We start from the raw sequence: 25,599 nt of genomic DNA, 5'->3' as shown, positions 1-25,599 counted from the left end.
GTACTTAGTTGGTTGGTAATATGTAGCTCCAGGTTTCGGACAGAGTGTCGGTGCCGCTGCGCAGGTGACCGCGCAATTCGACCGGCTTGGCATCGTCGACGCGGCGCAGCCGCACCGCCATGCGCCAGCCGCCGGTTTCGCCGTTGCGATAGGTGTTGATTTCCATCAGCTTACCGTTGGCGTCTGCGGTGACACTGCCTTCCAGCTTCGCATCCACCGGCAATTTTTTCAGTGCCGGGCCTTCAAAATCAACGATCAGTGCGATGCTGTCATCTACCTTGCGCGTATAGCCGTGGCCGCGCCGGGTTTGCGTTACCCACGACAGCGGCGGCTGCGTTTCAGATTCCTTTTGCCACAGCATCCGGTATTCGATGTCAAATGGCTGGCCGGGTTTCGGCATCAGGCTCGGCACCCAGAAGGCGACCGCGTTGTCGTTGGTTTCGTCCGGCGTCGGGATCTGCACCAGTTCGATTCGGCCTTTGCCCCATTTTCCCTTCGGTTCAATCCATACGCTCGGTCGTTTTTCGTAGCGCGCTTCCAGATCCTGGTAATTGGCAAATGCGCGGTCGCGCTGCATCATGCCAAAACCCTGCGGGTTGTCCAGCGCAAACGAGGTGACCAGCAGCCGCTTGGGATTGACCAGCGGCCGCCAGAGCCATTCGCCGGTGCCGGATTGCACCGACAGGCCGTCGGAATCATGCACTTCGGGCCGATGATCCTCGACCTCCGAACGCTGGTTTTCACCGAAAAAATACATGCTGGTCAGCGGCGCGATGCCGAGGAGCGTAACGTTTTCGCGCAAATACAGCTGCGCCTTGACCTCGACCGCGGTTTCTGCACCCGGCTTGAGCACGAAACGGTAAGCGCCGGTGACGCGACGCGAGTTCAGCAGCGCGTAAATCGTTAAAGTCTTATCTTTCGCCTGCGGCCGTTCCAGCCAGAATTCAGTGAATTGCGGGAATTCCTCGCCGGAATTCAGTGCGGTATCGAGCGCCAGCCCGCGCGCCGAAATTCCGTACAACTGCCCCTTGCCGAGCGCACGAAAATAGCTGGCGCCGAGAAACACCATCGCCTCATCCTTGTATTTCTGCGTATTTAACGGGAAGTGCACACGAAAACCGGCGAAGCCGAGTTGCTGCAACTGTTTCGGATCGATCTCGTTTTTACCGTAGTTGAACGCTTGCGGATCGAACTTGATTTCGCGCACTTTTTTACCAACGACTTCATTGATCTTCACCGGATGATCGTAAAACAGTCCTTGATGAAAAAACGCGACCTCGAACGGCAATTTGGCGCTGCGCCACATGGACTTGTCCGCATTGAACCGGATGTCCCGATATTGATCGTAGCTGAGGTTTTCGACTGCATTCGGCAAATTGCTGGCCGGTTTTTTATAGGCGCTCTGCGCCAATTGCTTGGCATGTTGTGCGACATCGGGAAAACCGAACGCGAATGCGCTGGTACCCGCCAGCGCTATGCACAAAGCCAACATCGATGCCACTAAACGCCAAAGCGCCGCCGGGGCAGCCTGTACCGCTGCCCGGTTCATTTTTTTTATATGCATTGGAATCCCGTGTGAACTTGAACTTACTAATAACTAACTGCGAACTGCGCTAATAACTGGATTAGATGGCAACATTGGCTTTTCGTTCCCGGTGAAAGATATCGGGGGAATAGTTATTTAGAGCGAACCGGATAAACGGGCTGCCTGGAGCCTGCCGCGCAGCTGAAATCGGTTCCCGCAAGCGCTGAGGCCGTTATGGATACTAAACAGTGTATTTTTAATTCCGCAATAAAACTATGCGCAACTACATGGCTTTTTTATCATACCCCCATATAATTTGATTATTAAGAAAAATCGGAAGACGCATGATGGCATCTGACGAACAAATGCGGCGAGCCGCTGCGGCGGAAAACGACGACAAGCGCAGCCGGCTGCGGCGCATGCAGTGGCTGGCCAACGGCTTGCTGCTGCTGGCAGCGCTGGTGTTCGCGCTGGCCACCTATTTCAAGGCGCACTATCCATTGTTGTCGTGGCTGCCGTACATCGCCGCGTTTGCCGAAGCGGCGATGGTCGGCGCGCTGGCCGACTGGTTCGCGGTGGTGGCGCTGTTTCGCCATCCGCTCGGGCTGCGCTTCATTCCGCATACCGCGATCATCCCGGCCAACAAGGAACGCATCGCCGCCAATCTGGGCCAGTTCGTGCAAGGCGAATTTTTCGCCACCGAGCGCGTGCTCCATGTGATCCGCGAGTTCGATCCGGCGGCCAGAATCGCCGCCTGGTTTGCGCAAGAAGTCAATGCCGGGCGCTTCGGCGAGCTGGCGGTGCGCGGCTTTTCGTATGCGCTCAACGCGTTGGACGAGGATGAAGTCAGGAACTATCTGCACCGCACGGTAACCGCGCACATCGCCCGCTTCGATCTGGCGCAACTAGCCGGCAGCGTGCTCGACATGCTGACCCTGGACCACCGACATCAGGCGCTGCTCGATCAGTTGCTGAAAGCAATCGAAGCGGCGCTTGCCAAGCCGGAGGTGCTGGAACGGATCGAGCAGATGCTGGCGAATGAATTGCCGCTGTATTTTGCGCGCCTGAAAATGGCCGGCGGCAGGATCGCCGCCGAAAAAATCGTGGCCGGCATCTTGCAGCTGCTGCATGAAATCAACGCCGACCCGCAGCATCCGCTGCGCCTGGATTTCAACCGCATGGTGGCCAATCTGATCGTGAAATTGAAGAGTGATCCGGACTACCGTTTTCGCATCGAACAGTTCCAACAGCAGCTGGCAGGCGACGCCCGGCTGTCGGATTATCTGCACGGGCTATGGCAGGATTTCCGGCAATGGCTGCAGCACGATTTGCAGCGCGCCGATTCCAGCGTGCGCACCAGAGTGGCCGCCGTCACGCACCGGCTGGCGCTGGCCTTGCGCGACGACCGCGCGATGCAACAGTGGATCAACACGCAGATCATCCAGGCAGCGCCGCCGCTGATCGAGGAATATCGGCCACGCATCGGCGGCTTCATTACGGCCAAAATGCGCGAATGGAAGGATGATGAAATCGTCGATAAGCTGGAATTGAACATCGGCCGCGACCTGCAATTCATCCGCTTGAACGGCACGCTGGTGGGCGGCATCGTCGGGCTGCTGATCCATGTTTTCAGCCAATGGCTGGGCTGACGAGAATAGGCAGGCGGCGTCGAATACCTGCCAAATGCATTCGAATAGGTGTTCACGAAAGGGTGAAACTCAACCAATAACTGATTAAGAGTGATTAAGCGGATGCGTCGCTTGCCTTCAGGCCGTTCCAGCGCGGCGTCAGCGCATGCGGGATGGCGAACAGGTCGAGCACCCGACCGACCGTGTGGTCGATCATTTCGGCAATCGATTGCGGGCGCTGGTAAAAGCCCGGCAGCGGCGGGAAGATGATGCCGCCCATCTCGGTGACGGCGGTCATGTTGCGCAAGTGGGCCAGATTGAACGGGGTTTCGCGCACCATCAGCACCAACCGGCGGCGTTCTTTCAGGACCACATCGGCGGCGCGGGTGATCAGATTGTCGGACAGGCCGTGCGCTACGGCGGCCAGCGTTTTCATCGAGCAGGGCGCGACGATCATGCCTTCCGACTGGAACGAACCGCTGGCAATCGAGGCCCCGATATCGCGCACATTGTGAACCACATCGGCTAGCGCACCGACCTGCTTGCGGCTCATATCGAGCTCCTGATGCAGATTCAGAGCGCCGGCTTCCGATAGCATCAGATGGGTTTGTATCCCGGGCGCAACGCGCAGCACTTCCAGCAGACGCACGCCATACACCGCGCCGGTGGCGCCGGTGATGGCAATGATCAAGCGTTTTGAGGGCGTCACTGGAGGGTGACTGGGCTTATGCGCCCAGCAGGGTTTTCAGTTCGCCGGAATCATGCATTTCATTCATGATGTCGGAGCCGCCGATGAATTCGCCCTTGACATACAGTTGCGGGATGGTTGGCCAGTTCGAGTATTCCTTGATGCCCTGGCGCACGTCTGCATCGTCAAGCACGTTGACGGTGACGATGTTTTCGACCCCGTTGGCTTTCAGGATCTGAATCGCTTTGCCGGAAAAACCGCACTGCGGGAATTGGGCGGTGCCCTTCATAAATAATACGACCGGATTTGTGGTTACAGTTTCTTTGATCCAAACTTGTACATCGTTCATGGCAATCTTTCGTTGATTCTAGGTTTAAAGGATCATTATAAGAAAAACGGCAGCTTGTTGCTGATGTGCTTGTGCGCGCCACTCAGCCTGTTTGCGTTTTTCTTGCGGGTTTTCGGCGCGTATCGGCGGGATTTTGATCAGGAATTTTGCATCCAATTAAAATACATCACGATGTATTTTATTGATCCGCACGTGAATATTGCGGAAAGTGCATGAATAAACAACATACTCCCGCTTATTTTATTTTGTTGCCGCGTCGCATTTAGCGCGAAGCTGTGCCGGTGATGACAGGCAAGCCCGCCTTTTGCCAGGCGTTCATGCCGCCCTCGACGTTGACGGCAGCGCTGAAGCCAGCTTGTTCGAGCAGCTTGACCGCCTTCGCCGAACGGTTGCCGGAGCGGCAAATCACCGCCACCGGCTGGTTCTTGTAGCCGGCGATTTCCGCCAGTCGCTGTTGCAACTGGCCGAGCGGAATCAGGGTGCTGCCGGGTGCATGCCCTTCGGCGTATTCATCGGCTTCGCGCACGTCGATCAACAGCGCGCCGCGGCTTTGCAGCGCAGCGCCCTGTTTGACATCGACTGTGACTGTTGTTGGCAACGTGCCGGCAGCTGCCGGCGTGGCGCTGACGGCGGCAACAATAGCGAGCAACGCGCTCGCCAGCAGGGACTTGCCTATCGTGAATTTCATCGTTGCACCTTATGCGTGACTGAAAAACATCAAGTATAGCAACGCATCGTACCAGCGGAATACTGGAACCTTCAGTCAAGGCACCAGTCAAGACTGCAGCGCGTTAGCCCTTATTTCTGCTCGCTGCTTTCAAAATTGGCCTGCGCCGAGCCGACCAGCAGCGGATCGTGCTTGCCGACCACAACCTTGTTCTTGTTGGCATACGGCAGGTTTTGCAGCACAAAGCACATCGCGTTCAGACGCGCCCGTTTCTTGCAGTTCGATTTGATCACGGTCCAGGGCGCGTCGGCGGTGTCGGTATAGAAAAACATCGCTTCCTTGGCCTTGGTGTACTCATCCCACTTGTTGAGCGACGCCAGGTCGATCGGGCTCAGTTTCCATTGCTTGAGTGGATCGGTCTTGCGTTGCTCGAAGCGCAATTTCTGCTCCTTGCGGGTGACCGAGAACCAGAACTTGAACAGGTGGATGCCGGAACGCACCAGCATGCGCTCGAATTCCGGCGTTTGCCGCATGAATTCCAGATACTCGTTATCGCTGCAAAATCCCATCACCCGTTCGACCCCGGCGCGGTTGTACCAGGAACGGTCGAACAGCACGATTTCGCCGGCGGTCGGCAGATGCTGGTTATAACGCTGGTAATACCATTGTCCGCGCTCGAAGTCGGTCGGCTTTTCCAGCGCCACCACGCGTGCGCTGCGCGGGTTCATGTGTTCCATGAAGCGCTTGATGGCGCCGCCTTTGCCGGCCGCATCGCGCCCTTCGAACAGGATCACCACGCGCTGCCCGGTTTCCTTGACCCACGCCTGCAATTTCAGCAATTCGACCTGAAGTCCGCGCTTTTGCGCTTCATAGGATTTGACCGAGAGCCGGTACTTGTACGGATACACGCCCTTTTCCCAGCCTTCGTTGAGCACGCTGTCGGTGGCGACGCCGCGCTTTTTTTGCGGACGGCTGATTTCAGCATGGGCCGCCTGCTTCAGCAGTCGGATTGCCGCCAGGTCGGCTTGCCGAGCCTGCGCCGGGTCGGTCGGTTGCACCGGCGGCGTCGCCCCGAGCGCGGGACTCTCGGGCGCCTCCATGATCTCGATGAAAGTATCGCCGGCAAGTGCTTTGCCGGTTGCGCTCAACCCTTTTTTATTGCTGTCTGCCATCGTGCGTCCGATCTGCGTTGGTTAATTTTTACGGATAAAAATGCTTCCGGACAATCTTAGCGCATTCGGTGCAATGCGCTACGCTTATCGATGCCTTACGGGATGCGGCTTGCGTCTTGGCCGTTTCTTTGTAGATATAAACGCATCCAGATTTGGCGAGCGCGTCGCGTTGCAACGTGGCGCTGACGACACTTCGGTCATGCTTCGCCAGACACGAAAGAATCAGGAATGCTATTCTTTCGTGTCGCACCGTGCCTCGGCGCGAGACAGAAAACTTGAAAATAAACCAGGGCTCCGGCCTCGAGGATCTTGAAATCCAGGCGGCGATTGCGGCGTCCGCCGCAGGGCGCTCCAGCCGCAGCTCCCAATTTGGAGGTAAGCATGGGCAATAACATCGAAGGCAAGATTGTCGTCATCACAGGCGCAAGCAGTGGGCTGGGCGAGGCGACCGCGCGGCATCTGTCCGAGCTGGGCGCCGTAGTGGTACTGGGCGCCCGACGTATTGACCGGATTCGCGCGCTGGCGAAAGAGTTGGCCGGCAGCGCAGGAAAAGCAATCGCGGTGCAAACCGATGTCACTCAAAGCGAGCAAGTCAAGAAGTTAGTCGAAGCCGCCATCGAAAGTTACGGACGGATCGACGTCATGATAAATAACGCCGGGCTGATGCCGCATTCCCCACTTGAGCGGCTCAAGATCGCAGACTGGGACCGCATGATTGATGTAAATATCAAAGGCGTGTTGTACGGCATCGCTGCGGCTCTGCCATACATGCAGCAGCAAAAAGCAGGACATATCATCAATGTCTCGTCGGTCGCCGGTCATAAAGTGCGTCCTGGCAGCGCAGTCTATGCAGCGACCAAGCACGCTGTCCTGGCATTGTCCGAAGGCCTGCGCCAGGAAGTAAAACCGTACAACATACGCACTACAGTCATTTCGCCCGGCGCTATTGCAACCGAGCTGCCAAACAGCATCACCGAAACTGATATAGCCGACAATGTCCGAAAGTTTTATGAAATCGCCATTCCAGCCGATTCATTCGCCAGAGCCGTAGCCTATGCAATGAGTCAGCCAGACGACATCGATGTGAACGAAATCCTGTTCAGGCCGACCAGTCAGGAGCTATAACAGAGGTCATCTTGTATTCGACTCTTCTTTCCATGAAATATGAGGAGAGGCTTCGAAATTTGGTTGTAGGTGCACAAAATTGACGGCGGCAGCCAGTTGCCGCTTCTCAAAATCCGCACCGTTTGACACCCTCTTGACATCAGCTCCTTGCACGAAAAAAACAGCGCGTATTTGCATAAATACGCGCTGTTTTTTTCGTATCGCACAGGCTGTTTATTTCAGCTTGGCGAACGCGGCTGCCATTGCATTGCCTGCCGGCGCAGCCTGACGCGGTTGTTGGTGTTGCGCCAGCCGTTTGGCGTCATTGCGGTCGGGGCGCTGTTCCGGTTTCGCGCCGGGCTGCGGCGCGCTGTCGGTCAGGCGCATGGTGAGCGCGATGCGTTTGCGCTTGGCGTCGATTTCCAGCACTTTTACTTTCACTACCTGGCCGGCCTTGACGACCGTGTGCGGGTCCTTGACGAAGCTGTTCGATAACGCGGAAATATGCACCAGGCCATCCTGATGCACGCCGATATCGACAAACGCGCCGAATGCAGCGACGTTAGTGACCACGCCTTCGAGGATCATGTCGGGGCGCAAATCCTTGATTTCCTCGACGCCTTCCTTGAAGGTGGCGGTGGTGAATTCCGGGCGCGGATCGCGGCCGGGTTTTTCCAGTTCGCGCAGGATGTCGGTGATGGTCGGCACGCCAAATTGGGCGTCCGCGTATTTGGCCGGATTCAGCGATTTCAGCAGTCGTTCATCGCCGATCAGGGCTTTGACGTCTTTTTTCAGGTCGGCCAGGATTTTTTCCACCAGCGGATAGGATTCCGGATGGACCGCCGACGCATCGAGCGGATTGTCGCTGCCCATCACGCGCAAAAATCCTGCGGCTTGCTCGAAAGTCTTGTCGCCCAGTCGCGGCACTGCGCGCAGCGCGGCGCGCGAGCCGAATGCGCCTTTCAGATCGCGATAGCTGACGATGCTTTGCGCTACGCTGGCGGACAAACCGGAGACTCGCGCCAGCAGCGGCGCGGAAGCGGTGTTGACGTCGACGCCGACCGCATTCACGCAATCTTCGACCACCGCGTCGAGCGAGCGCGCCAACTGGGTTTGGCCGACATCGTGCTGGTATTGGCCGACGCCGATAGATTTTGGATCGATTTTTACCAGTTCGGCCAGCGGGTCTTGCAGCCGGCGTGCAATCGAGACTGCGCCGCGCAGCGTGACGTCCATGTCCGGCAATTCTTTCGATGCGAATTCGGACGCCGAATACACCGAGGCGCCGGCTTCGGACACCACGATTTTGGTCAGTTTGAGTTCCGGGCGCAGCTTGATCAAGTCTTGCGCCAGCTTGTCGGTTTCGCGCGAGGCGGTGCCGTTGCCGATCGAGATCAGCGATACCTGGTACTTTTCTGCCAGCTTGGAAAGCGCATGCAGCGAGCCGTCCCAGTCGTTCTTCGGCTGATGCGGGTAAATCACCGCGGTGTCCATCACTTTGCCGGTGGCGTCGACCACCGCCACCTTGACCCCGGTGCGGAGGCCAGGATCGAGCCCCATCGTCGCGCGTGGACCGGCCGGCGCTGCCAGCAGCAAGGCTTTCAGATTCAGCGCGAAAACGTTGATCGCCTCGACTTCGGCGCGTTCGCGCAGCGCGCTCATCAGCTCGGTTTCCAGATGCATGAAGCTTTTCACGCGCCAGGTCCAGCGCACCGTGTCGGCCAGCCATTTGTCGGCTGGACGGCTCTGATTTTTGATCGCGAAACGGGCGGCGATGCGGCTTTCGCACGGGTTCAGCGGCGCGTCCCACTTCGGTTTTTCCGCTTCGGTGTCGAGCCGCAGCGTGACGTTGAGCATTTCTTCGCGTCGGCCGCGGAAGATCGCCAGTGCGCGGTGCGATGGAATGGTGCCGATGGTTTCGGAATAGTCGAAATAATCGGCGAATTTTTCACCGGCGTCCTGTTTGCCTTCGACTACTTTCGATTCGACCACGCCGTGTTCCAGCAGATATTCGCGCAAGCCCTGCAGCAGCGTCGCATCTTCGGCGAAGCGTTCCATCAGGATTTGGCGCGCGCCGTCCAGCGCCGCCTTGACGTCAAGCACGCCGGGATTGTCGCCATTCGCGGTGGAAAAGGCCGGCTTCAGGTAATTCGCCGCTTCATCTTCCGGATTCAGGCTGGGATCGGCCAGCAGCGCTTCGGCCAAGGGCAGCAAGCCGGCTTCCAGCGCGATCTGGGCTTTGGTGCGGCGCTTCAGTTTGTAGGGCAGATACAAATCTTCCAGCCGGGTCTTGTCTTCGGCGTGGACGATGGCGTCCAGCAGGGCCGGCGTCATCTTGTTCTGTTCTTCGATCGAGGCGATGATCGCTGCGCGCCGCGCTTCCAGTTCGCGCAGGTAGCGCAGGCGCTCTTCCAGCAAGCGCAACTGGATATCGTCCAGGCCGCCGGTGGCTTCCTTGCGGTAACGGGCGATGAAAGGCACGGTTGCGCCTTCGTCCAGCAGCGCGATGGCGGCAGCGACTTGGGCCGGTTTGGCGGCGAGTTCAAGGGCGAGGCGTTGTTCGATGGATGGCAGCATGAGGTATTTGTCGGGATGGGAAATCAAGCCTGAGATGATACCCAATCCGGCAGCATACGTCAGTCCCGATCCTGCATCCAGCCTGTATTGTTGAAATTTAGGTGGGGGTATATGTAAAAAATGCACTGTTTCCGCATATTTATATTGCGCTGTGTAAATATACATTGGCATGTATATTGCACATTCACGGAATTTGCAGGATCGCCATTGGGTTGCCGTTGAGTCTGTCAGCGTCAATCACGGATAATGAACGCTTGGCCGATTTGACGGCGCATTTCTGAAGAAACAAAGACGATGCATTACACATTAAGAGACGTTATCGACGCCTTCGAAGAAAAGACGCTGGCGCGGGCGCGCGATATCGTGTGTCGTGGGCTGGTGGAATCGACTGAGATCGTCGGTGATGCGATCGAAGGCAGCGTGCAGGGCAGCGGCGACTGGAGTTACGCGCAGGATATCGCGCTGGTTGCGCGTAAACATGGGGTGGAATTCGACGGCAGCTGCTCTTGTCCGGTGGGAACCATGTGCAAACACATGGCCGCCGTGCTGCTGACTTGCCTGCCGAAGGCAGAGTTTGCGCCGGTGGCCGGATCAGCCGCCGCCGCTGCAAACAACACCATGCTGATCCCGAGCGCGGTCACGGCGTGGCTGCAACGGGTGGAAATTGCCGCGCATGGGCTGGCATCGCCAGCGTCGCTTGCGCGCAATGCCAGGATCGCGCCCAAAACCTCGAAAACCACGTATCGCTTGCTATTCGTGCTGTCGCCTGATCGTGGCGGCAAACGCGTCACCCTGAGCATGTGCAAGGCGCGTTTGCGCGCCAACGGCGACATCGCAACGGCCACCATGGTGGCTGATCTGTACGGCATGTTGGCAAGCCCGCCGAGTTACCTGCAGCCCGGCGACGAGGATGCCGTGCGTCTGTTCTCGGCGCTGCGCAGTGGTTTGTATAGCGGCATCGATGCCGAACCCAAGGGCCGGGTCGGCGCACAATTTCTGAATATGTTGCTGGAATCGCAGCAGCTGCAGTGGGCCAATTCTGTCGCTGACATCCTGAAAGGGCAGCTCTATCCGATCAAGGCTGGCCCGGCGCGCACGGCTGGTCTGGCCTGGCATGAGGAAAACGAACGGCTGCGGCTGGGATGGCAGTTTCAGGACGCGCAGGTAGAACAAGAGAATGGCAGCATCGATTTCATCCTGCCGACCGAGCCGGTGATGTATGTCAATAATCTGGTCTGCGGCGAGCTCGCTCTGCTGCAGGACGGGACCAATATCCCAACGCGAGAATTGCAAGCGATGGTGGCGCAAGCACCGACCCTGGCGGCAAAAGACCAGTTGGCGGTATCGCATTTATTGCTGGCGCAAGGCTTGCAGCACCTGGTGCCGATGCCGCAACCGTTGCTGGAGATGGTGCGCGACGACGTGGTGCCGCAGCCGATATTGCTGCTGGGCGCTTTGCCGCAATCGCAATCTGGTGTGACCGGGACGCCAACGCTCTGGCAGGATTTCGTATCGCCAGCCTTCAGTTACGATGGGGTTCGGGTGGCGGACGACCACGCCGAACTGCTGACCCGGCGCAGCGGTCAGGGCATCGAGAAAATCATCCGGCAGCGCGGCGTCGAAGACGCCGCAATTGCCGTCCTGCATGCGGCGGGTTTGGCGCCGCCGCAGCACGCGGTGGCGCCACTGTCGACCCTGGTCGGTGCGCTGGTCATGCTTGGCCAGTTGGACTGGCTGCGTTTTACCCGCGAAGAGATTCCCGCGCTGGAGGCGCAAGGCTGGCAGATCGAGAGGATGCCGGATTACCGTTATGACGTGGCCGAAGTCGAAGACTGGTACGCCGACGTCGATGACCAAGCAACCGAGTCTGGCAGCCCGTGGTTCGATCTCGAGTTGGGCATCGTCGTCAATCAGCTGCGGGTGTCGCTGTTGCCGGTGCTGGTCGACCTGATCCGCAATGCGCCGCTGGATTTCAACCCGCAAGCGCTGGCCGCCCATGCCGACGACGAGCCCTTGCTAGCAATGCTGCCGGATGGCGTGCGCGTGGCGTTGCCGTGGGGCCGCATCAAGCCGATTCTCAGCACGCTGGGCGAGCTGTACTTTACCGAGAAAGACGGCGGCGCTATTCGTCTTTCCACGCTGGATGCGGCGCGTCTGGCGGAGCTGGCCGGCGCCACGCAACTGCGCTGGATCGGCGGCCAGCGCCTGCGCGACATGGGGCAAAAGCTGGCTACCTTCGGCGGTGTGCAAACCATCGCGCCGCCGCGTGGCTTGCAGGCGACGCTGCGCGATTACCAGAGCGAAGGTCTAGCCTGGATGCAATTCCTGCGCGAATACGATCTATCCGGGATTCTGGCCGACGACATGGGACTGGGCAAAACCGTTCAGACTCTGGCCCACATTCTGATCGAAAAGGAAGCCGGTCGTCTGACGCAACCGGCGCTGGTGATCGCGCCCACCAGCCTGATGGGCAACTGGCAAGATGAGGCGGCCCGTTTCGCGCCTGATTTGCGGGTGCTGGTGCTGCACGGCAAGGAACGGCTGGCGCATTTCGAGGCTATCGACCAGTTCGACCTGGTGCTGACCACCTACGCGCTGCTGCCGCGCGACGAAGAAAAGCTGCGCGAACATGCGTACCACTTGGTGATTTTGGACGAATCGCACTACATCAAGAATCCACGCTCCAAAGCCGCCCAAACCGCCGGCTTGCTGCGGGCCCGGCACCGTCTGTGCCTGACCGGCACGCCGCTGGAAAATCATCTGGGCGAACTGTGGTCGCAATTCCACTTCCTGTTGCCGGGTTTGCTGGGCGAGGAAAAAGCCTTCAATGCGGCGTTTCGCCACCCGATCGAAAAGCAGGGCAACATCAGCCGCCGCGTGTTGCTGACGCGCCGCATCAAGCCGTTTTTGCTGCGCCGTACCAAGGACAAGGTCGCCAAGGAATTGCCGCCGAAAACAGAAATGGTGCGCTCGGTCGAACTCTGCGGCGCGCAGCGCGACCTGTATGAAACTGTGCGGCTGGCGATGGACAAGAAAGTGCGCACCGAAATCGCCAGGAAAGGCGTGGCGCGCAGCCAGATCGTGATCCTCGAAGCGTTGCTGAAGTTGCGCCAGGTCTGCTGCGATCCGCGGCTGGTCAAATCGGCCAGCGTCAAAAAAGCCGCCGCGCCGAGCGCCAAACTGAGCGAATTGATGAGCATGATCGGGGACTTGCTGGAAGAGGAGCGCAAGATTCTGGTGTTTTCGTCGTTCACCAGCATGCTGGCGCTGATCGAAATCGAACTGCAGGCGCGCAAGGTGCCGTATGCAATCCTCACCGGCAGCACCGAGAACCGCGCCGACGTGGTGCGCACGTTCCAGCAGGGATTGGTGCCGATCTTCCTGATCAGCCTGAAAGCCGGCGGTGTCGGCCTGAATCTGACTGCCGCCGACACCGTGATCCATTACGATCCGTGGTGGAATCCGGCCGCCGAAAACCAGGCCACCGACCGCGCCTGGCGCATCGGCCAGGACAAGCCGGTATTCGTCTACAAGCTGATCGCCAAAGGCACGCTGGAAGAGAAGATCCAGGCGCTGCAACAGAAAAAAGCCGACCTGGCGCACGCGATGCTGGCCAACGACGGCGAGACGCAAAACATGAAGATTACGCAGGAGGATTTGCAGGCGATTTTCGCGCCGCTGGAACAGTGATTTTTGATGGTGTAAGTGGTTTTGGTAGGAGCGCACCCGGGCGCGAAGCAGTCGCCAGACTGTGCAGTTGTTGATCGCGCCCGGGTGCGCTCCTACAAAATCAGAGCACTTGCCGAATGCCGCCCGTCACGCGTTCGATCCCAGCCAAATCCTGCCAGCTTTGCACGTCCGTGAAACCTTGGGCAATCAACAGCGCGCGCACTGCCGCAGCCTGATCAAATCCATGCTCCATCAACAGCCATCCACCCGCCACCAAATGTGCTGTCGCGCCATTGATAATGGCGCGCAATGCAGACAGGCCGTCGGCGTGATCGGTCAGGGCGCTGATCGGCTCGAAACGCAGATCGCCTTGGCGTAGATGGGCGTCGCCCGCCACGATGTAGGGCGGGTTGGCGGCGATCAGCTCGAATTGTTCGCCCGCTTGCAGCGCGCCGTACCAATCACTTTGCAGCAAACGCAGGGCGTTGCCGCCGATTGACAAGATGTGCGCAGCATTGTGGCGCGCCACGTCGAGCGCGGCGGCACTGACATCGAGTGCGCTGACCTGCAGATCGGCACGGCTGTGCGCAATCGCAATCGCAATCGCGCCGGAACCGGTGCCCATGTCCAGCACCCGGCTTTTGAGTGGTACGCGTTGCAGCGCCAGTTCCACCAGCAACTCGGTTTCCGGGCGCGGAATCAGCACATCTGTTGTTACCCGAAATGGCAAGCCGAAAAATTCGCGCTGACCGACGATATATGCAATCGGCTCGCCCGCCACCCGGCGCTGCAGCAGCGTCGTGAAGCGCAGCGCTTCCTCTGCCTTCAACGTGCGTTCGGATTGGGTGATCAGCTGGACCCGCGTTAAACCCAGCGCATGCATCAGCAGCATGCGGGTTTCCAGCCCCTCCAGCGGGGAGCTGCGTTGCACTGCGACGATAGTGCAACCGGCCTCGATGCGGGCCAAGGTCATTTTTTCGATTTGAAAGCAACCCAGCCCAGCGCGATGCTGAAAATCGCAAACCAGACCAGCGCCCACATCGGGATCGACAAGCCCAGGATCGGCGCGTAATCGGTGCTGCAAAAACCGTTGGCCTTGAACAGGAAAGGCAGCAGTTCAGCGCTCGGGATTTTGTTCAGCGCGGTTTCCAGCGGATCGACTCCGCATGAAATTTCGGGATGCGCCTTGACCCACAAATGCCAGCCGGCAATGCCAGCGCCGGTAAGCGCCGCCAGCAATCCGATGCCAGCCCCGGCCCGCAGAGCTGCGCGCGGCAATGTGGCGCTGGTCAAGCAAATCAGGGCGATTGCCGCAAACGCATAACGCTGCATCACGCATAGCGGACAAGGTTTCATGTCCAGCCCGTGCTGCATATACAGCGCCACGCCGAGCAATGACAGGCAGGCAAAGGCGATTGCCAGTAAAACATTTTTGGAGGTGATCATCATATTTTTGAAGTTGGCTGAAGTGTGTTGGCAATCTTAAATCAGGATGCATCGCCCAGGGCCGCCAGCAGTTCAGCCTGATGCTCGGCCACCAGCGCATTGATCAAATCGTCGAGATCGCCATCCATGATGAAATCGAGCTTGTACAGCGTCAGGTTGATGCGGTGATCGGTCATCCGTCCTTGCGGGAAGTTGTAGGTGCGGATGCGTTCGCTGCGGTCGCCGGAGCCGATCAGGCTCTTGCGGGTGGCCGCTTCCTTCGCTTGTTGCGCGCGGGTTTGGACATCCATGATGCGGGTAGCCAGCACCCGCAACGCTTGCGCCTTGTTCTGATGCTGGCTGCGGCCGTCCTGGCATTCGACCACGATGCCGGTCGGGTTATGCGTGATGCGCACCGCCGAATCGGTTTTGTTGATGTGCTGGCCGCCGGCACCGGAGGCGCGATAGGTGTCGATGCGCAGGTCGGCCGGATTGATCACCACGTCACTGACTTCATCGGCTTCCGGCATCACCGCCACCGTACAAGCCGACGTGTGGATGCGGCCCTGGGTTTCAGTAGTCGGCACGCGCTGCACCCGATGGCCGCCGGATTCGAACTTCAGCTTGGCGTAAGCGCCGGGGCCGACCAGGCGCACGATGACTTCCTTGTAGCCGCCCAGCTCGGACGCCGATTCGGACATGATTTCAATCTGCCAGTGCTGCCGTTCGGCAAAACGAGTGTACATGCGCAGCAGGTCGCCGGCAAACAGCGCGGCTTCGTCGCCGCCGGTGCCGGCGCGAATTTCCAGCAAGATGTTGCGCTCGTCGTTGGCATCTTTTGGCAGCAGCATCTTTTGCAGGTCGCGTTCCAGCTGCTCCATTTGTTGTTTGGCGGCGTCGATTTCTTCCTGCGCGAACTCCTTCATTTCCGGCTCCGAGAGCATTTCCTGTGCGGCGGCGATATCATTTTCAGCCTTGGCGTAGGACTGGTAAAGCACCACCAGCGGGCCGATTTCGGCGTGTTCGCGGGTCAGCTTGCGGTAATTGTCCATCGACGCGGTGGCGTCTTCGCGCATCAGCAGTTGGCCGACTTCCTCCAGCCGGTCAGAGAGTTGGTCGAGCTTGGCGAGCATGGATGGTTTCATAAGAATTCTGTCAGAAAAGGCGGTCAATCCGGGAAGGCCGGCAGCGTTTTGATGGCGGTCGGCGTGCAGTGCAGCGGGGGAAGTGGCGGTTGCGAAAGCGCAGAACTACGCTAACGTCGGGTGCGAAACAGTTGCGGCAATAGCGCGGCCAGGCGCGCGCGTTCGTCGCCCTGAGCCTGGTGCAAGGCCTGTTGCGGGCCGTGCAGGAATTTGGCGGTGATGCCTTTGGAGAGGGCTTCCAGCACTGCATCGATGTCGTCGCCGCGCGCGATCATCTTGCGTGCGCGCTCGAGTTCGATCATGCGCAGTATTTCGCTGTTTTCGTGCAAATCCTGGATTACCGGCACCACCAGCCGGCCATCGACCCAATGCATGAAGGACTGGACCCGGGTTTCAATGATGGCTTCGGCCTGCGCTACTGCTGCCTGGCGGTTTTCCATGCCGGTCTGGACTACGGTACCCAGGTCGTCGACGGTGTACAAAAAAGCGTCGTCGAGCCGGCCGACTTCAGTTTCGATATCGCGCGGCACCGCCAGATCGACCATGAACACCGGCTTGTGGCGGCGCGCCTTGATGGCGCGCTCGACCATGCCCAGGCCGATGATCGGCAGCGACGATGCGGTGCATGAGATTACGATGTCGAACTGCGCCAGTTGATCCGGCAATTCGGCCAGACGGATGGCTCGGCCATTGAAGCGGTGCGCCAGCGCTTCGCCGCGTTCCAGTGTGCGGTTGGCGATTGTGATCGATTTTGGATTTTGCGCCGCGAAGTGGGTGGCGCACAATTCGATCATTTCGCCGGCGCCGATGAACAGCACATGCTGCTCGGAGATGGTGTCGAAAATGCGCTGCGATAGCCGCACCGCAGCAGCCGCCATCGAGACGCTGTGAGCGCCGATTTCGGTAGTGCTGCGCACTTCCTTGGCGACGGCAAAAGTGCGCTGAAACAACTGGTGCAAATAGGTGCCCAGGCCGCCGGCTGCCTCTGCCTGGCGCACCGCATCCTTCATCTGGCCCAGGATTTGCGGCTCGCCCAACACCATCGAATCGAGCCCGGAGGCGACCCGAAAAGCGTGCCGCACAGCGCCATCCTGCGGCAATGTGTACAAATGCGGGCGCAGTTCCGAATAAGGTAATTTGTGATAATCGGCCAGAAAATGCGCGCTGCTGTCGATCGCTGCCTCGATCCCGCCCGGTACGTGGCTAGCCGCGTACAGCTCGGTGCGGTTGCAGGTTGACAGGATGGCAGCTTCGTCGGTGTAGCCGGAGCCTTCCTGATTGCCGAACCATGCGCGCGCCGAACCTACTGCAGCCCCGATCTGGTCCGCAGGAAAAGCCACCTGTTCGCGCAAGGCAAGCGGCGCGGTGGTGTGATTGAGGCCTACGGCAAGCAGTTGCATGTGGGTTATATACAGTCCGCAGAGCGGAATTCGGTTTTGGGCAGGCCACCATTATAGCTTCTCGCTGCAGATGACTCGCCGACTGGCAGCGGCGATCGCGCCCGGCTGGTCAGAATTTCTGATTGACTAAACCTGGATCAAGCCAAGCCGGCAATCCGGGCCGAGCTGGACAGCACCTTCACATTCATATCGAAACCTGTTCCAGGCGGTAACCGTAACTGTAGACCGGAGCCAGCCGGAACCCGTTTTCAGGGCGTAACTGCAGCTTGCTGCGCACCCGCGATACATGGGTGTCCATAGTGCGGGATGGGATGTCAATATTGTGCGTCCAGACCGATTCCAGAATAGTGGCGCGCGACAGCGGTCGGCCCAGATTGCGGAAAAACAGCAGCGCCAGAGTGAATTCTTTTTGCGTGAGTGCAATCAGTGCGCCATCGACTCTCAATTGACCGCTGCGGGTTTCGAACACATAGCGCCCAAATTGGATTTGTTCGGCTGCATTCTGGCTCGGATAAGCACGCCGCAAAAGAGCCTGAACCCGCGCTACCAGTTCACTGCGGCGAATCGGTTTGATCATGTAATCATCGGCGCCGGCTGCCAAGCCCTCGATGATGTCGTCTTCGCTGGAATGGCTGGTGATGAACAGCACCGGCAGTTTTTGCGAGAGTTTTTCGCGCGTCCAGCGCATCACTTCGGGGCCGCTTGCGTCAGCCACCTGCCAGTCGAGGATCAGCATGTCGCAGCTTTCCCGACGTAACTGCTGAAGCATGTCCCTGCCGCTGGAAAATGGATGGCAGACGTGTCCTGCGGCACCCAGGATTTTGCATGTCAACTCAGCTTGGCGCGGGTCGTCGTCTAGGACTGCGATTCTCATGGTGTGTCAGTGCGAAAGGTCAGGTGGCATTACGGGTAACACGTTTTATTTTCCTACAGTAACACGACTTTAATGGCGCTTATGCAAACCAGCTGAAAGATGGTTTGCATAAATTTGCGCAACTTTACAGCGCATCACGGCCCCGATGTTTATCAATATACTTAGGAGTATAGTTAAAAACAATGTACTTACCGCATGTATTGATGGGGTTTTATAAAATACACAAAGCAGTATATTTACTGACAAAAAACCGAAAGGCAGCGGTAATCGCGAGTGCGCTACAATGCGCCGGTGAAGCAAGCCAGACAGTCGCTGGCCGCGGCTGCAAGGTCGTGGCGGGAGGAAGGTCCGGACTCCATACAGCAGGGTGACGGTTAACGGCCGTCCGCTGAAAGCCGCAAGGTATAAGGCGAGGAATAGGGCCACAGAGACGAGCGTATTAAGTTACGGTGAAACGCGGTAACCTCCACCCGGAGCAATTCCAAATAGGCACGCGTTGATGCTGCTCGCGGAGCGTGCGGGTAGGAAGCTTGAGCGCTGGAGTAATTCAGCGCCTAGAGGAATGGCTGTCATAGCGCGCGGTTGCAAGACCGGGCGCCGTAACAAAATCCGGCCTATCGGCTTGCTTCACTTTTTTCGGTCGCGCCTTCAGTGCGCGGCTGACCGTTCCTACCTCGGTTTTCCACCGGTGTCACGCGCCCTCCGCGCATTTTCGCCATGCAACTATTGTAAATAGTTTTAAAACATATGTTTATATTATGTACAGCTTTCACTGTGCGCGATAAGTACTTAATTTCATAAGAGTTTTCTCTTATCTCAATAGTATTTGGTAGGCTAAGTCATTGACTTGAATCACTAAAATTAAATTTCCATTCCTGAAACAGCTTGACCGGCTATAGTGCTTCCACTAAAGTGGGTAATAGTGTGGAAAAATGTTTTTTTGTGGGATTTTAATGAATCCACGATAGATTTGTAACCGGTAAGCCGCTTCCGAAAATAGCCAGCCAAAAGGATTTGATAATCGTGTTTCAGGGTGCGTCAGCATTAAATCTCGATGTGAAAGGCAGGATGTCCGTCCCGGCCAAGCATCGTGACGCACTATCGATTCAGTGCGAAGGCCGGGTCACGCTGACCAAGCATCCGCACGGCTGCCTGTTATTGTTTCCGCGCCCGGTTTGGGAAAGTCATCGTGAACAGATTGCCGCTTGGCCGATGTCGGCGCGCGCTTGGCAACGCATCTTTCTGGGTAATGCTTCCGACGTGGATATGGATTCTGCCGGCCGGATTTTGGTAGCGCCCGAGTTGCGTAATGCAGTTGGTTTGAGCCGCGACGTCATGTTGCTGGGAATGGGTAGTCATTTTGAGTTGTGGGATGCAGTCAAGCTTGCCGAAAGTGAGTCGCAGGCGATCGCAGCAGGCATGCCTGACGTATTAAGTAATTTTTCGTTTTAGGGACCTGTGATGACGATACAAACGGTGCCAGAGTACCTGCACCGCACGGTGCTGTTGGATGAGGCGGTCGATGCGCTGGCGCTAGAAGGTGCGCGCACGGATGGAGTCTACGTCGATGGCACTTTCGGGCGCGGCGGCCATAGCAGCAAGATTTTGCAGCGTCTGGGCGCGCAGGGTCGCCTGATCGCCTTTGATAAAGACCCACAGGCAATTGCCACAGCGCGGGAGTTTTCCGATCCGCGTTTCGAAATTATCCACGACAGTTTTGCCACCATGGGTGATGCCTTCGCCAAGCGCGGCATTGCGCAGGTGGATGGTGTTTTACTGGATTTGGGTATTTCGTCACCGCAAGTAGACGATGCTGCACGGGGCTTCAGTTTCCGTTTGGACGGCCCGCTTGATATGCGCATGGATAGTACTCGCGGGCTCTCGGCAGCAGACTGGTTGGCGATTGAATCAGAGCAAAAAATTGAAAAGGTGATACGCGAATATGGAGAAGAACGGTTTGCTTTTCAGATTGCAAAGGCGATTGTTGCTGGCCGGACGGTCGAGCCAATTTCAACCACACGACAGCTTGCCGCGATCGTGGCAAGGGCAGTCAAAACTCGCGAGAAGGGTAAGGACCCGGCAACCCGTACCTTTCAGGCTATACGGATTTTCATCAATCAGGAACTTGAGGAACTTGAGACTGGTTTAAATCAGGCCTTTCAATATTTGGCGCCAAACGCAAGGATGGTGGTGATCAGTTTCCATTCACTGGAAGACCGCATTGTCAAACATTTTATGGCAGCCAAGGCCAATGTCAAACAGCCGGATCGCCGCTTGCCGATACGTGCGGTTGATTTGCCGCAACCGCAAATGCGCTTGATATCAAAAATAAAACCCACTGATGCTGAGATATCCGGCAATCCGCGCGCCCGTTCTGCCATTATGCGTGTCTGCATGCGCCTCCCCGATGCTTCCACTGCCGGGGATGCGCCATGAGTGCGCGCACCAACGGCATCATCGCAGCCATGCTGGTCGTGTGCGCATTGTCGCTGGTGAATGCGCAATATCATGCACGCCGTTTATATGTTGAGTTGGGTCGCGCGCAATCCCAGGCAAAATTGCTGGATGTGCAATGGGCCCAGTTGCAACTTGATCAATCCACTCTGGGCAAGCATGCGCGCATTGAGCTGGTCGCAAAACGCGACCTGAAGATGCTCGCATTGACAGCTGCCAGCACGCAATACCTAACTGTGGAGGGCAAATGAGCCGTCCGGCCAGCCGTATTGCAGCAGCTAGGGGTGTGCCGTTTTCAACCAGCCCGGTGCTGAAAATGTCATTGCCAGCCTGGCGTTCGAAACTGGTCTTGTTCGTCCTATTCACTTCTTTTCTGACATTGGCCGGTCGCGCGCTGTGGTTGCAGGGCATGTCTACCGAATTCTTGCAAAAACAGGGTGCGTCGCGTTACGAACGCACGCTGGAGTTGCCTGCTACGCGTGGCAAAATCACGGATCGTGATGGACATGTGCTGGCTTCCAGTATTCCAGTCAAGGCAGTCTGGGCGATTCCGGATGATGTCTTGCAGGCCCCGGCGGAAAAGCTGCGTAGTTTGGCCGGGTTACTTGATCTGAATGAGGGGGACTTGCGCAAAAAATTAGACTCGGATAGCAGTTTTGTCTATCTGAAACGCCAGGTCGAATCGGACGCTACTAACAAGATTCTTGCCCTTGGCATAGATGGAATCCAGACCCGCAAGGAATACAAGCGTTTTTATCCGGAGGGCGAGGTGATGGCGCATGTTGTCGGCTTTACCAATGTCGAGGACGCCGGGCAGGAAGGCATGGAACTCGCCTCGCAGAAGTCGCTGATCGGCAGGACCGGAAGCCGTAGTGTGATCAGGGATCGCTTGGGCCGCATTGTTGAAGATATCGGATCCATTCGCGAGCCGCATGACGGTAAAGACCTGACGCTTTCCATCGACAGCAAGATCCAGTACATCGCATATTCACAATTGAAGGCGGCAGTTGAGCTGAATCAGGCGAAGGCTGGCGGCATTGTGGTACTGGATGTCAGAACCGGTGAAATTTTGGCGCTTGCCAATTTGCCGAGTTATAACCCGAATGACCGCAAGATATTGACCGGCGCTCAACTGCGCAACCGGGTCTTGACTGACACTTTCGAGCCCGGTTCGACCCTGAAACCTTTTACGATAGCTTTGGCACTGGAAACCAAGCGCGTTACTCCTGAGACAACTATCCAGACAGGGCCCGGAAAACTGACCATCGGCACTGCATCGATCGGCGATGCGCACTCGCTAGGGTTGTTGACTGTCTCGCAAATCATTGAAAAATCCTCCAATATCGGGACCGCAAAGATTGCATTGCAAATGCCGCCGCAGGAAATGTGGGAAATGTTTACCAGCGTCGGTTTTGGCCAGCAGCCGAAATTCAGCTTCCCCGGACGGGCGGCGGGCCGTGTACGGCCATTTAAGTCATGGCGTCCCATCGAGCAGGCAACCATGAGTTACGGGCACGGCATTTCAGTTTCGCTGATGCAGTTAGCACGTGCCTATATGATTTTCGCCCGTAATGGCGAGATAGCACCGTTATCCCTGGAAAAAGTTGCCGAACAACCGAACGGCCGGGTGGCGGGGCAAAGGGTTATCTCTGAAGAAACTGCACTCCAGATGCGTGCAATGTTGGAGGCGGCCGCAGGACCAAATGGCACTGCACCGAAAGCGCAAGTACCCGGTTACCGCGTAGCTGGAAAAACCGGGACCGCGTATAAAATTGTCGATGGGAAATATGTCAAAAAATACGTATCATCGTTCGTCGGTTTTGCCCCGGTGTCCGCGCCGCGCATCATTATTGCGGTAATGGTGGATGAGCCATCCAATGGCAATCATTACGGCGGTGGAGTTGCGGCGCCGGTATTTTCATCCGTTGCAGCCAGTGCTCTGCGGGCGTTGAACGTCAGGCCAGATTCGAGCGTGACGAATATTATTATTCCTGCCGATGGCATCACCGAAAGTATGTGATGCCAAATACAAAATTGGTAATTTCCGAGATACTTTTCTGGTTGCGTCAGCAGGTTGCGCCAACAGCGCAATTGCATTCCGATTCGCGTTCCATCCTCAAAGGCGATGTGTTTTTTGCTTATCCCGGTGACGTCGCTGATGGCCGGCAATTCATTGAGCAGGCGATTCAGCTGGGCGCGGGTGCCGTGGTCTATGAGTCGGCTGCCTGGAACTGGAATGCAGCATGGTCGGTACCCCATCTTGCGGTAACCGATTTGAAAAAGACAGCAGGCGAAATTGCCAGCGCGTATTACTACAAACCGGATGCCGCTATGTTCACAGTGGCCGTGACCGGTACCAATGGCAAGACTTCATGCGCGCAATGGCTGGCAAATGCCTTATCTCGCTTGGGCGAACCCACTGCGGTGATTGGAACTCTCGGCGTCGGCATTTACCAGCGTGGTACCTGCGACACCTCTGACATGACCGGTTACACCACGCCGGATGCAGTAATGTTACAACGCAGGCTGGCGCAACTACGCGATGCCGGTGCTCATGCTATGGCGATTGAAGCATCGTCGATTGGGCTTGAACAAGGACGTTTGAATGGCATGCATTTCGATGCGGCCTTATTTACCAATCTTACGCGCGACCATCTTGATTATCATGGCGACATGGCGGCTTATGAATTGGCTAAAACCGCTTTGTTTGACTGGTTAGGATTGCGTCACGCAATCGTCAATCTGGATGACCCGATGGGATTGCGGTTGGCGCAGCGCCTGCAGGGCAGGGCACTGACGTCGTTAATCGGATACACAGTGTCCGGCGCAGTGCTTGAAGGCATCTCAATCTTGAGCGCGCTTAACATACGCACCAGCCATGCCGGTACCGTGTTTCAGGTCGAATCGCCTTTTGGCAGTGGGATGATCAGAACGCACATGGTGGGCTTGTTCAATGTCAGCAACATTTTGGGTGTTCTGGGTGCATTGCTTGCCCAAGGCACCACCTGGCGTGCTGCGGTTCAGGCAATTGAAATGCTAACTGCGGTGCCGGGGCGTATGCAGCAGCTTGGCGGTAACGACTCACCGTTGATAGTTATTGATTATGCCCACACTCCGGATGCGCTGGAAAAAACGCTATTGACTTTGCGTCAGGTGGCACAGCAGCGTCATGGTCAGTTATGGTGCCTGTTCGGTTGCGGCGGTGACCGCGATCCAGGCAAGCGTGCGCAAATGGGTGCAGTTTCTGCACTGGCGGATCAGGTGGTAGTCACGAGCGACAATCCGCGCAGCGAGAATCCTGTTGCAATTATCCAGCAAATCATTGCTGGCCTGGCTACCGAAAAAACATCGCCCCAAGTGACCGAGGACCGTGCAGCCGCAATTTTATGGGCAGTAAAGCGCGCGGCAAAAAACGATGTGGTCCTGTTGGCCGGTAAGGGGCATGAGGCCTACCAAGAGGTGATGGGCAAGAAACTGGCGTTTTCCGATGCGGATCATGCTGCCCTGGCGCTGGCTGCACGCGCCACGATGAAGGGAGGCACCTGATGAAATCTTCACTGTTTGAGTTGCAATCCCGGCTTTCGGGCGCGCACGCCCGGGGTGATGCGGTTTTTGACGGAGTGACGACTGATAGCCGCAATGCCAGTGCCGGCAATCTATTCGTTGCTTTACGGGGTGAGCATTTCGATGCGCATGAGTTCATTGCGGATATGGTCGCGCAAGGGGTGTCCGCGGTAGTTGTGGAACGCTTGCCGGCAGGCTTGGCAATCCCTGCACTGATCGTGCCGGATACCCGTATTGCGCTGGGTGAAATTGCACACTACTGGCGGCGGCAATTCGATTTGCCGGTAATCGGCGTCACCGGCAGTAACGGCAAAACCACGGTCAAGGAAATGATCGCTTCGATCATGGCTGCACAGTTTGGTGCAGAGCATTGTCTGGCTACGCGCGGCAACTTCAATAATGACATCGGCGTGCCGCTGACGCTCTTGCGCATGACAGCAGCGCACAGCGCCGCGGTGATTGAACTGGGCATGAATCATCCAGGTGAAATCGCCCTCTTGGCGTCCATTGCGCAACCGACGCTCGGCTTGGTAAACAATGCGCAGCGTGAGCATCAGGAATTCATGGCAAGTGTGGAGGCTGTTGCAAAGGAAAATGGTGCGGTAATTTCTGCCCTACCCGCCAATGGCATTGCAGTATTCCCTGCCGATGATCCCTATACCACCTTATGGCGTGAGTATGCTACGGCTACTGGGCAGAGAACAATCATGACCTTTGGATTTGCCGCCGATGCCGATGTGACATGCACTTATCGGTCAAACGCATTCGGTAATGATTTGTCTGTTACGGCAGGCCAGCAGCGTTTTGATATTCTGCTTGCGGCTGCAGGTGCGCACAACGTGCGTAATGCCTTGGCTGCGATTGCGTGTACCTCGGCAATCGGCATTGGGACGGAAGCAATTGTTCGCGGTTTGACTGCATTCGCGCCGGCCAATGGCCGCCTCCAGCGCAAAATTGCCCGCAACGGGGCAATCATCATCGACGATACCTATAATGCGAATCCCGACTCGGTACGGGCCGCCATTGATGTGCTTGCGCAAGCAACTTCGCCAAGAGTGCTGGTGTTGGGCGATATGGGGGAAGTCGGCAACGATGGCCGGCAGTTTCACGAAGAGATTGGAGATTATTCCCGAGAAAGCGGTATCGAGCATGTTATGACTTTCGGCGCACTTGCCCATCATACGACGCGCGCATTCGGCGCGGGAGCAAAACACTTTGACAGTATTGCGGCCTTGAACGATGCGCTGGAAGACCTTCTGGTTCCCGCCGCAACGGTATTGGTGAAAGGTTCGCGTTTCATGAAAATGGAACAAACAGTTCGCCACTTTGTACAAGAACATATAAAAGAGAACCATTGA

Annotated in this window: 20 protein-coding genes and 1 other RNA gene; 10 read left to right on the top strand and 11 right to left on the bottom strand. The window is 57.3% G+C overall.

Annotated features, from left to right (window positions below; translation table 11 throughout):
• Positions 1–4 precede the first annotated feature (4 nt).
• Positions 5–1,564, bottom strand: coding sequence for a glucan biosynthesis protein G (locus FKCLFG_RS13175; RefSeq protein WP_472613531.1), 1,560 nt, complete (start codon positions 1,562–1,564; stop codon positions 5–7).
• 308 nt (positions 1,565–1,872) lie between these two features.
• Between FKCLFG_RS13175 and FKCLFG_RS13170 the strand changes: the two genes are divergently transcribed.
• The gene (locus FKCLFG_RS13170) at positions 1,873–3,174 is read left to right on the top strand and encodes a DUF445 domain-containing protein (RefSeq protein ID WP_472613530.1); all 1,302 of its coding nucleotides are present in this window, start codon (positions 1,873–1,875) and stop codon (positions 3,172–3,174) included.
• A 94-nt stretch (positions 3,175–3,268) separates the two neighbouring features.
• On the opposite strand, the gene FKCLFG_RS13165 is transcribed toward FKCLFG_RS13170, so the two are convergent.
• From FKCLFG_RS13165 to ppk2, 4 genes are all read right to left on the bottom strand, one after another.
• Positions 3,269–3,862, bottom strand: coding sequence for a UbiX family flavin prenyltransferase (locus tag FKCLFG_RS13165; RefSeq protein WP_472613529.1), 594 nt, complete (start codon positions 3,860–3,862; stop codon positions 3,269–3,271).
• Between the two features lie 16 nt (positions 3,863–3,878).
• Positions 3,879–4,190 (bottom strand): Grx4 family monothiol glutaredoxin, encoded by a 312-nt coding sequence (gene grxD, locus FKCLFG_RS13160; protein WP_472613528.1) that lies wholly within the window; start codon positions 4,188–4,190, stop codon positions 3,879–3,881.
• A gap of 262 nt (positions 4,191–4,452) precedes the next feature.
• On the bottom strand, positions 4,453–4,878 hold the full coding sequence (locus tag FKCLFG_RS13155) for a rhodanese-like domain-containing protein (RefSeq protein WP_472613527.1): 426 nt from the start codon (positions 4,876–4,878) through the stop codon (positions 4,453–4,455).
• 110 nt (positions 4,879–4,988) lie between these two features.
• Positions 4,989–6,029, bottom strand: coding sequence for a polyphosphate kinase 2 (ppk2, locus tag FKCLFG_RS13150; RefSeq protein ID WP_472613526.1), 1,041 nt, complete (start codon positions 6,027–6,029; stop codon positions 4,989–4,991).
• Between the two features lie 381 nt (positions 6,030–6,410).
• Between ppk2 and FKCLFG_RS13145 the strand changes: the two genes are divergently transcribed.
• Positions 6,411–7,154: an SDR family oxidoreductase gene (locus FKCLFG_RS13145; RefSeq protein WP_472613525.1), complete on the top strand. Its 744-nt coding sequence runs from the start codon at positions 6,411–6,413 to the stop codon at positions 7,152–7,154.
• Positions 7,155–7,367: 213 nt separating this feature from the next.
• Here the strand turns inward: FKCLFG_RS13145 and FKCLFG_RS13140 are convergent, their stop codons facing one another.
• On the bottom strand, positions 7,368–9,710 hold the full coding sequence (locus FKCLFG_RS13140) for a Tex family protein (RefSeq protein ID WP_472613524.1): 2,343 nt from the start codon (positions 9,708–9,710) through the stop codon (positions 7,368–7,370).
• Between the two features lie 294 nt (positions 9,711–10,004).
• Between FKCLFG_RS13140 and FKCLFG_RS13135 the strand changes: the two genes are divergently transcribed.
• Positions 10,005–13,400 carry a DEAD/DEAH box helicase gene (locus FKCLFG_RS13135; RefSeq protein WP_472613523.1) on the top strand — a complete coding sequence of 1,132 codons (3,396 nt, stop codon included), beginning with the start codon at positions 10,005–10,007 and terminating at the stop codon, positions 13,398–13,400.
• A 100-nt stretch (positions 13,401–13,500) separates the two neighbouring features.
• Here FKCLFG_RS13135 and prmC read toward each other — a convergent pair whose 3' ends face one another.
• The 5 genes from prmC to FKCLFG_RS13110 form a co-directional block, all read right to left on the bottom strand.
• Entirely contained in the window at positions 13,501–14,352 is an 852-nt protein-coding gene (gene prmC, locus FKCLFG_RS13130; protein WP_472613522.1) for a peptide chain release factor N(5)-glutamine methyltransferase, read from the bottom strand.
• Positions 14,349–14,825 carry a disulfide bond formation protein B gene (locus FKCLFG_RS13125; protein WP_472613521.1) on the bottom strand — a complete coding sequence of 159 codons (477 nt, stop codon included), beginning with the start codon at positions 14,823–14,825 and terminating at the stop codon, positions 14,349–14,351. The genes prmC and FKCLFG_RS13125 overlap by 4 nt, the downstream gene beginning before the upstream one ends.
• Positions 14,826–14,866: 41 nt before the next feature.
• Positions 14,867–15,949 carry a peptide chain release factor 1 gene (gene prfA, locus FKCLFG_RS13120; protein WP_472613520.1) on the bottom strand — a complete coding sequence of 361 codons (1,083 nt, stop codon included), beginning with the start codon at positions 15,947–15,949 and terminating at the stop codon, positions 14,867–14,869.
• A 110-nt stretch (positions 15,950–16,059) separates the two neighbouring features.
• On the bottom strand, positions 16,060–17,349 hold the full coding sequence (gene hemA, locus FKCLFG_RS13115; RefSeq protein WP_472613519.1) for a glutamyl-tRNA reductase: 1,290 nt from the start codon (positions 17,347–17,349) through the stop codon (positions 16,060–16,062).
• 184 nt (positions 17,350–17,533) lie between these two features.
• Positions 17,534–18,223, bottom strand: coding sequence for a response regulator transcription factor (locus FKCLFG_RS13110; protein WP_472613518.1), 690 nt, complete (start codon positions 18,221–18,223; stop codon positions 17,534–17,536).
• A gap of 293 nt (positions 18,224–18,516) precedes the next feature.
• Here FKCLFG_RS13110 and rnpB point away from each other — a divergent pair.
• From rnpB to FKCLFG_RS13075, 7 genes are all read left to right on the top strand, one after another.
• Positions 18,517–18,856, top strand: an RNA gene (gene rnpB / locus FKCLFG_RS13105) — RNase P RNA component class A.
• 390 nt (positions 18,857–19,246) lie between these two features.
• The gene (mraZ, locus tag FKCLFG_RS13100) at positions 19,247–19,675 is read left to right on the top strand and encodes a division/cell wall cluster transcriptional repressor MraZ (RefSeq protein ID WP_472613517.1); all 429 of its coding nucleotides are present in this window, start codon (positions 19,247–19,249) and stop codon (positions 19,673–19,675) included.
• A gap of 9 nt (positions 19,676–19,684) precedes the next feature.
• Complete coding sequence (gene rsmH, locus FKCLFG_RS13095; RefSeq protein WP_472613516.1) at positions 19,685–20,659, top strand: 16S rRNA (cytosine(1402)-N(4))-methyltransferase RsmH; 975 nt, start codon at positions 19,685–19,687, stop codon at positions 20,657–20,659.
• Entirely contained in the window at positions 20,656–20,928 is a 273-nt protein-coding gene (gene ftsL, locus FKCLFG_RS13090) for a cell division protein FtsL (protein ID WP_472613515.1), read from the top strand. Before rsmH ends, ftsL begins: the two co-directional genes overlap by 4 nt.
• A complete protein-coding gene (locus tag FKCLFG_RS13085) occupies positions 20,925–22,697 on the top strand; it encodes a peptidoglycan D,D-transpeptidase FtsI family protein (RefSeq protein WP_472613514.1) in 1,773 nt (590 codons plus the stop codon). The genes ftsL and FKCLFG_RS13085 overlap by 4 nt, the downstream gene beginning before the upstream one ends.
• Complete coding sequence (locus FKCLFG_RS13080; RefSeq protein WP_472613513.1) at positions 22,697–24,223, top strand: UDP-N-acetylmuramoyl-L-alanyl-D-glutamate--2,6-diaminopimelate ligase; 1,527 nt, start codon at positions 22,697–22,699, stop codon at positions 24,221–24,223. The genes FKCLFG_RS13085 and FKCLFG_RS13080 overlap by 1 nt, the downstream gene beginning before the upstream one ends.
• Entirely contained in the window at positions 24,223–25,599 is a 1,377-nt protein-coding gene (locus FKCLFG_RS13075; protein WP_472613512.1) for a UDP-N-acetylmuramoyl-tripeptide--D-alanyl-D-alanine ligase, read from the top strand. The genes FKCLFG_RS13080 and FKCLFG_RS13075 overlap by 1 nt, the downstream gene beginning before the upstream one ends.

The organism is Gelidimonas denitrificans (assembly GCF_055694065.1).
This window is presented reverse-complemented; position numbering and strand designations above follow the sequence as displayed.

Excerpts from the sequence above, each read along its gene's own strand:
- FKCLFG_RS13175 (WP_472613531.1), bottom strand. The coding sequence starts at position 1,564 with ATGCATATAAAAAAAATGAACCGGGCAGCGGTACAGGCTGCCCCGGCG.
- FKCLFG_RS13170 (WP_472613530.1), top strand. The coding sequence starts at position 1,873 with ATGGCATCTGACGAACAAATGCGGCGAGCCGCTGCGGCGGAAAACGAC.
- grxD (WP_472613528.1), bottom strand. The coding sequence starts at position 4,190 with ATGAACGATGTACAAGTTTGGATCAAAGAAACTGTAACCACAAATCCG.
- FKCLFG_RS13155 (WP_472613527.1), bottom strand. The coding sequence starts at position 4,878 with ATGAAATTCACGATAGGCAAGTCCCTGCTGGCGAGCGCGTTGCTCGCT.
- ppk2 (WP_472613526.1), bottom strand. The coding sequence starts at position 6,029 with ATGGCAGACAGCAATAAAAAAGGGTTGAGCGCAACCGGCAAAGCACTT.
- FKCLFG_RS13145 (WP_472613525.1), top strand. The coding sequence starts at position 6,411 with ATGGGCAATAACATCGAAGGCAAGATTGTCGTCATCACAGGCGCAAGC.
- FKCLFG_RS13140 (WP_472613524.1), bottom strand. The coding sequence starts at position 9,710 with ATGCTGCCATCCATCGAACAACGCCTCGCCCTTGAACTCGCCGCCAAA.
- FKCLFG_RS13135 (WP_472613523.1), top strand. The coding sequence starts at position 10,005 with ATGCATTACACATTAAGAGACGTTATCGACGCCTTCGAAGAAAAGACG.
- prmC (WP_472613522.1), bottom strand. The coding sequence starts at position 14,352 with ATGACCTTGGCCCGCATCGAGGCCGGTTGCACTATCGTCGCAGTGCAA.
- FKCLFG_RS13125 (WP_472613521.1), bottom strand. The coding sequence starts at position 14,825 with ATGATCACCTCCAAAAATGTTTTACTGGCAATCGCCTTTGCCTGCCTG.
- prfA (WP_472613520.1), bottom strand. The coding sequence starts at position 15,949 with ATGAAACCATCCATGCTCGCCAAGCTCGACCAACTCTCTGACCGGCTG.
- hemA (WP_472613519.1), bottom strand. The coding sequence starts at position 17,349 with ATGCAACTGCTTGCCGTAGGCCTCAATCACACCACCGCGCCGCTTGCC.
- FKCLFG_RS13110 (WP_472613518.1), bottom strand. The coding sequence starts at position 18,223 with ATGAGAATCGCAGTCCTAGACGACGACCCGCGCCAAGCTGAGTTGACA.
- rsmH (WP_472613516.1), top strand. The coding sequence starts at position 19,685 with ATGACGATACAAACGGTGCCAGAGTACCTGCACCGCACGGTGCTGTTG.
- ftsL (WP_472613515.1), top strand. The coding sequence starts at position 20,656 with ATGAGTGCGCGCACCAACGGCATCATCGCAGCCATGCTGGTCGTGTGC.
- FKCLFG_RS13085 (WP_472613514.1), top strand. The coding sequence starts at position 20,925 with ATGAGCCGTCCGGCCAGCCGTATTGCAGCAGCTAGGGGTGTGCCGTTT.
- FKCLFG_RS13080 (WP_472613513.1), top strand. The coding sequence starts at position 22,697 with ATGCCAAATACAAAATTGGTAATTTCCGAGATACTTTTCTGGTTGCGT.
- FKCLFG_RS13075 (WP_472613512.1), top strand. The coding sequence starts at position 24,223 with ATGAAATCTTCACTGTTTGAGTTGCAATCCCGGCTTTCGGGCGCGCAC.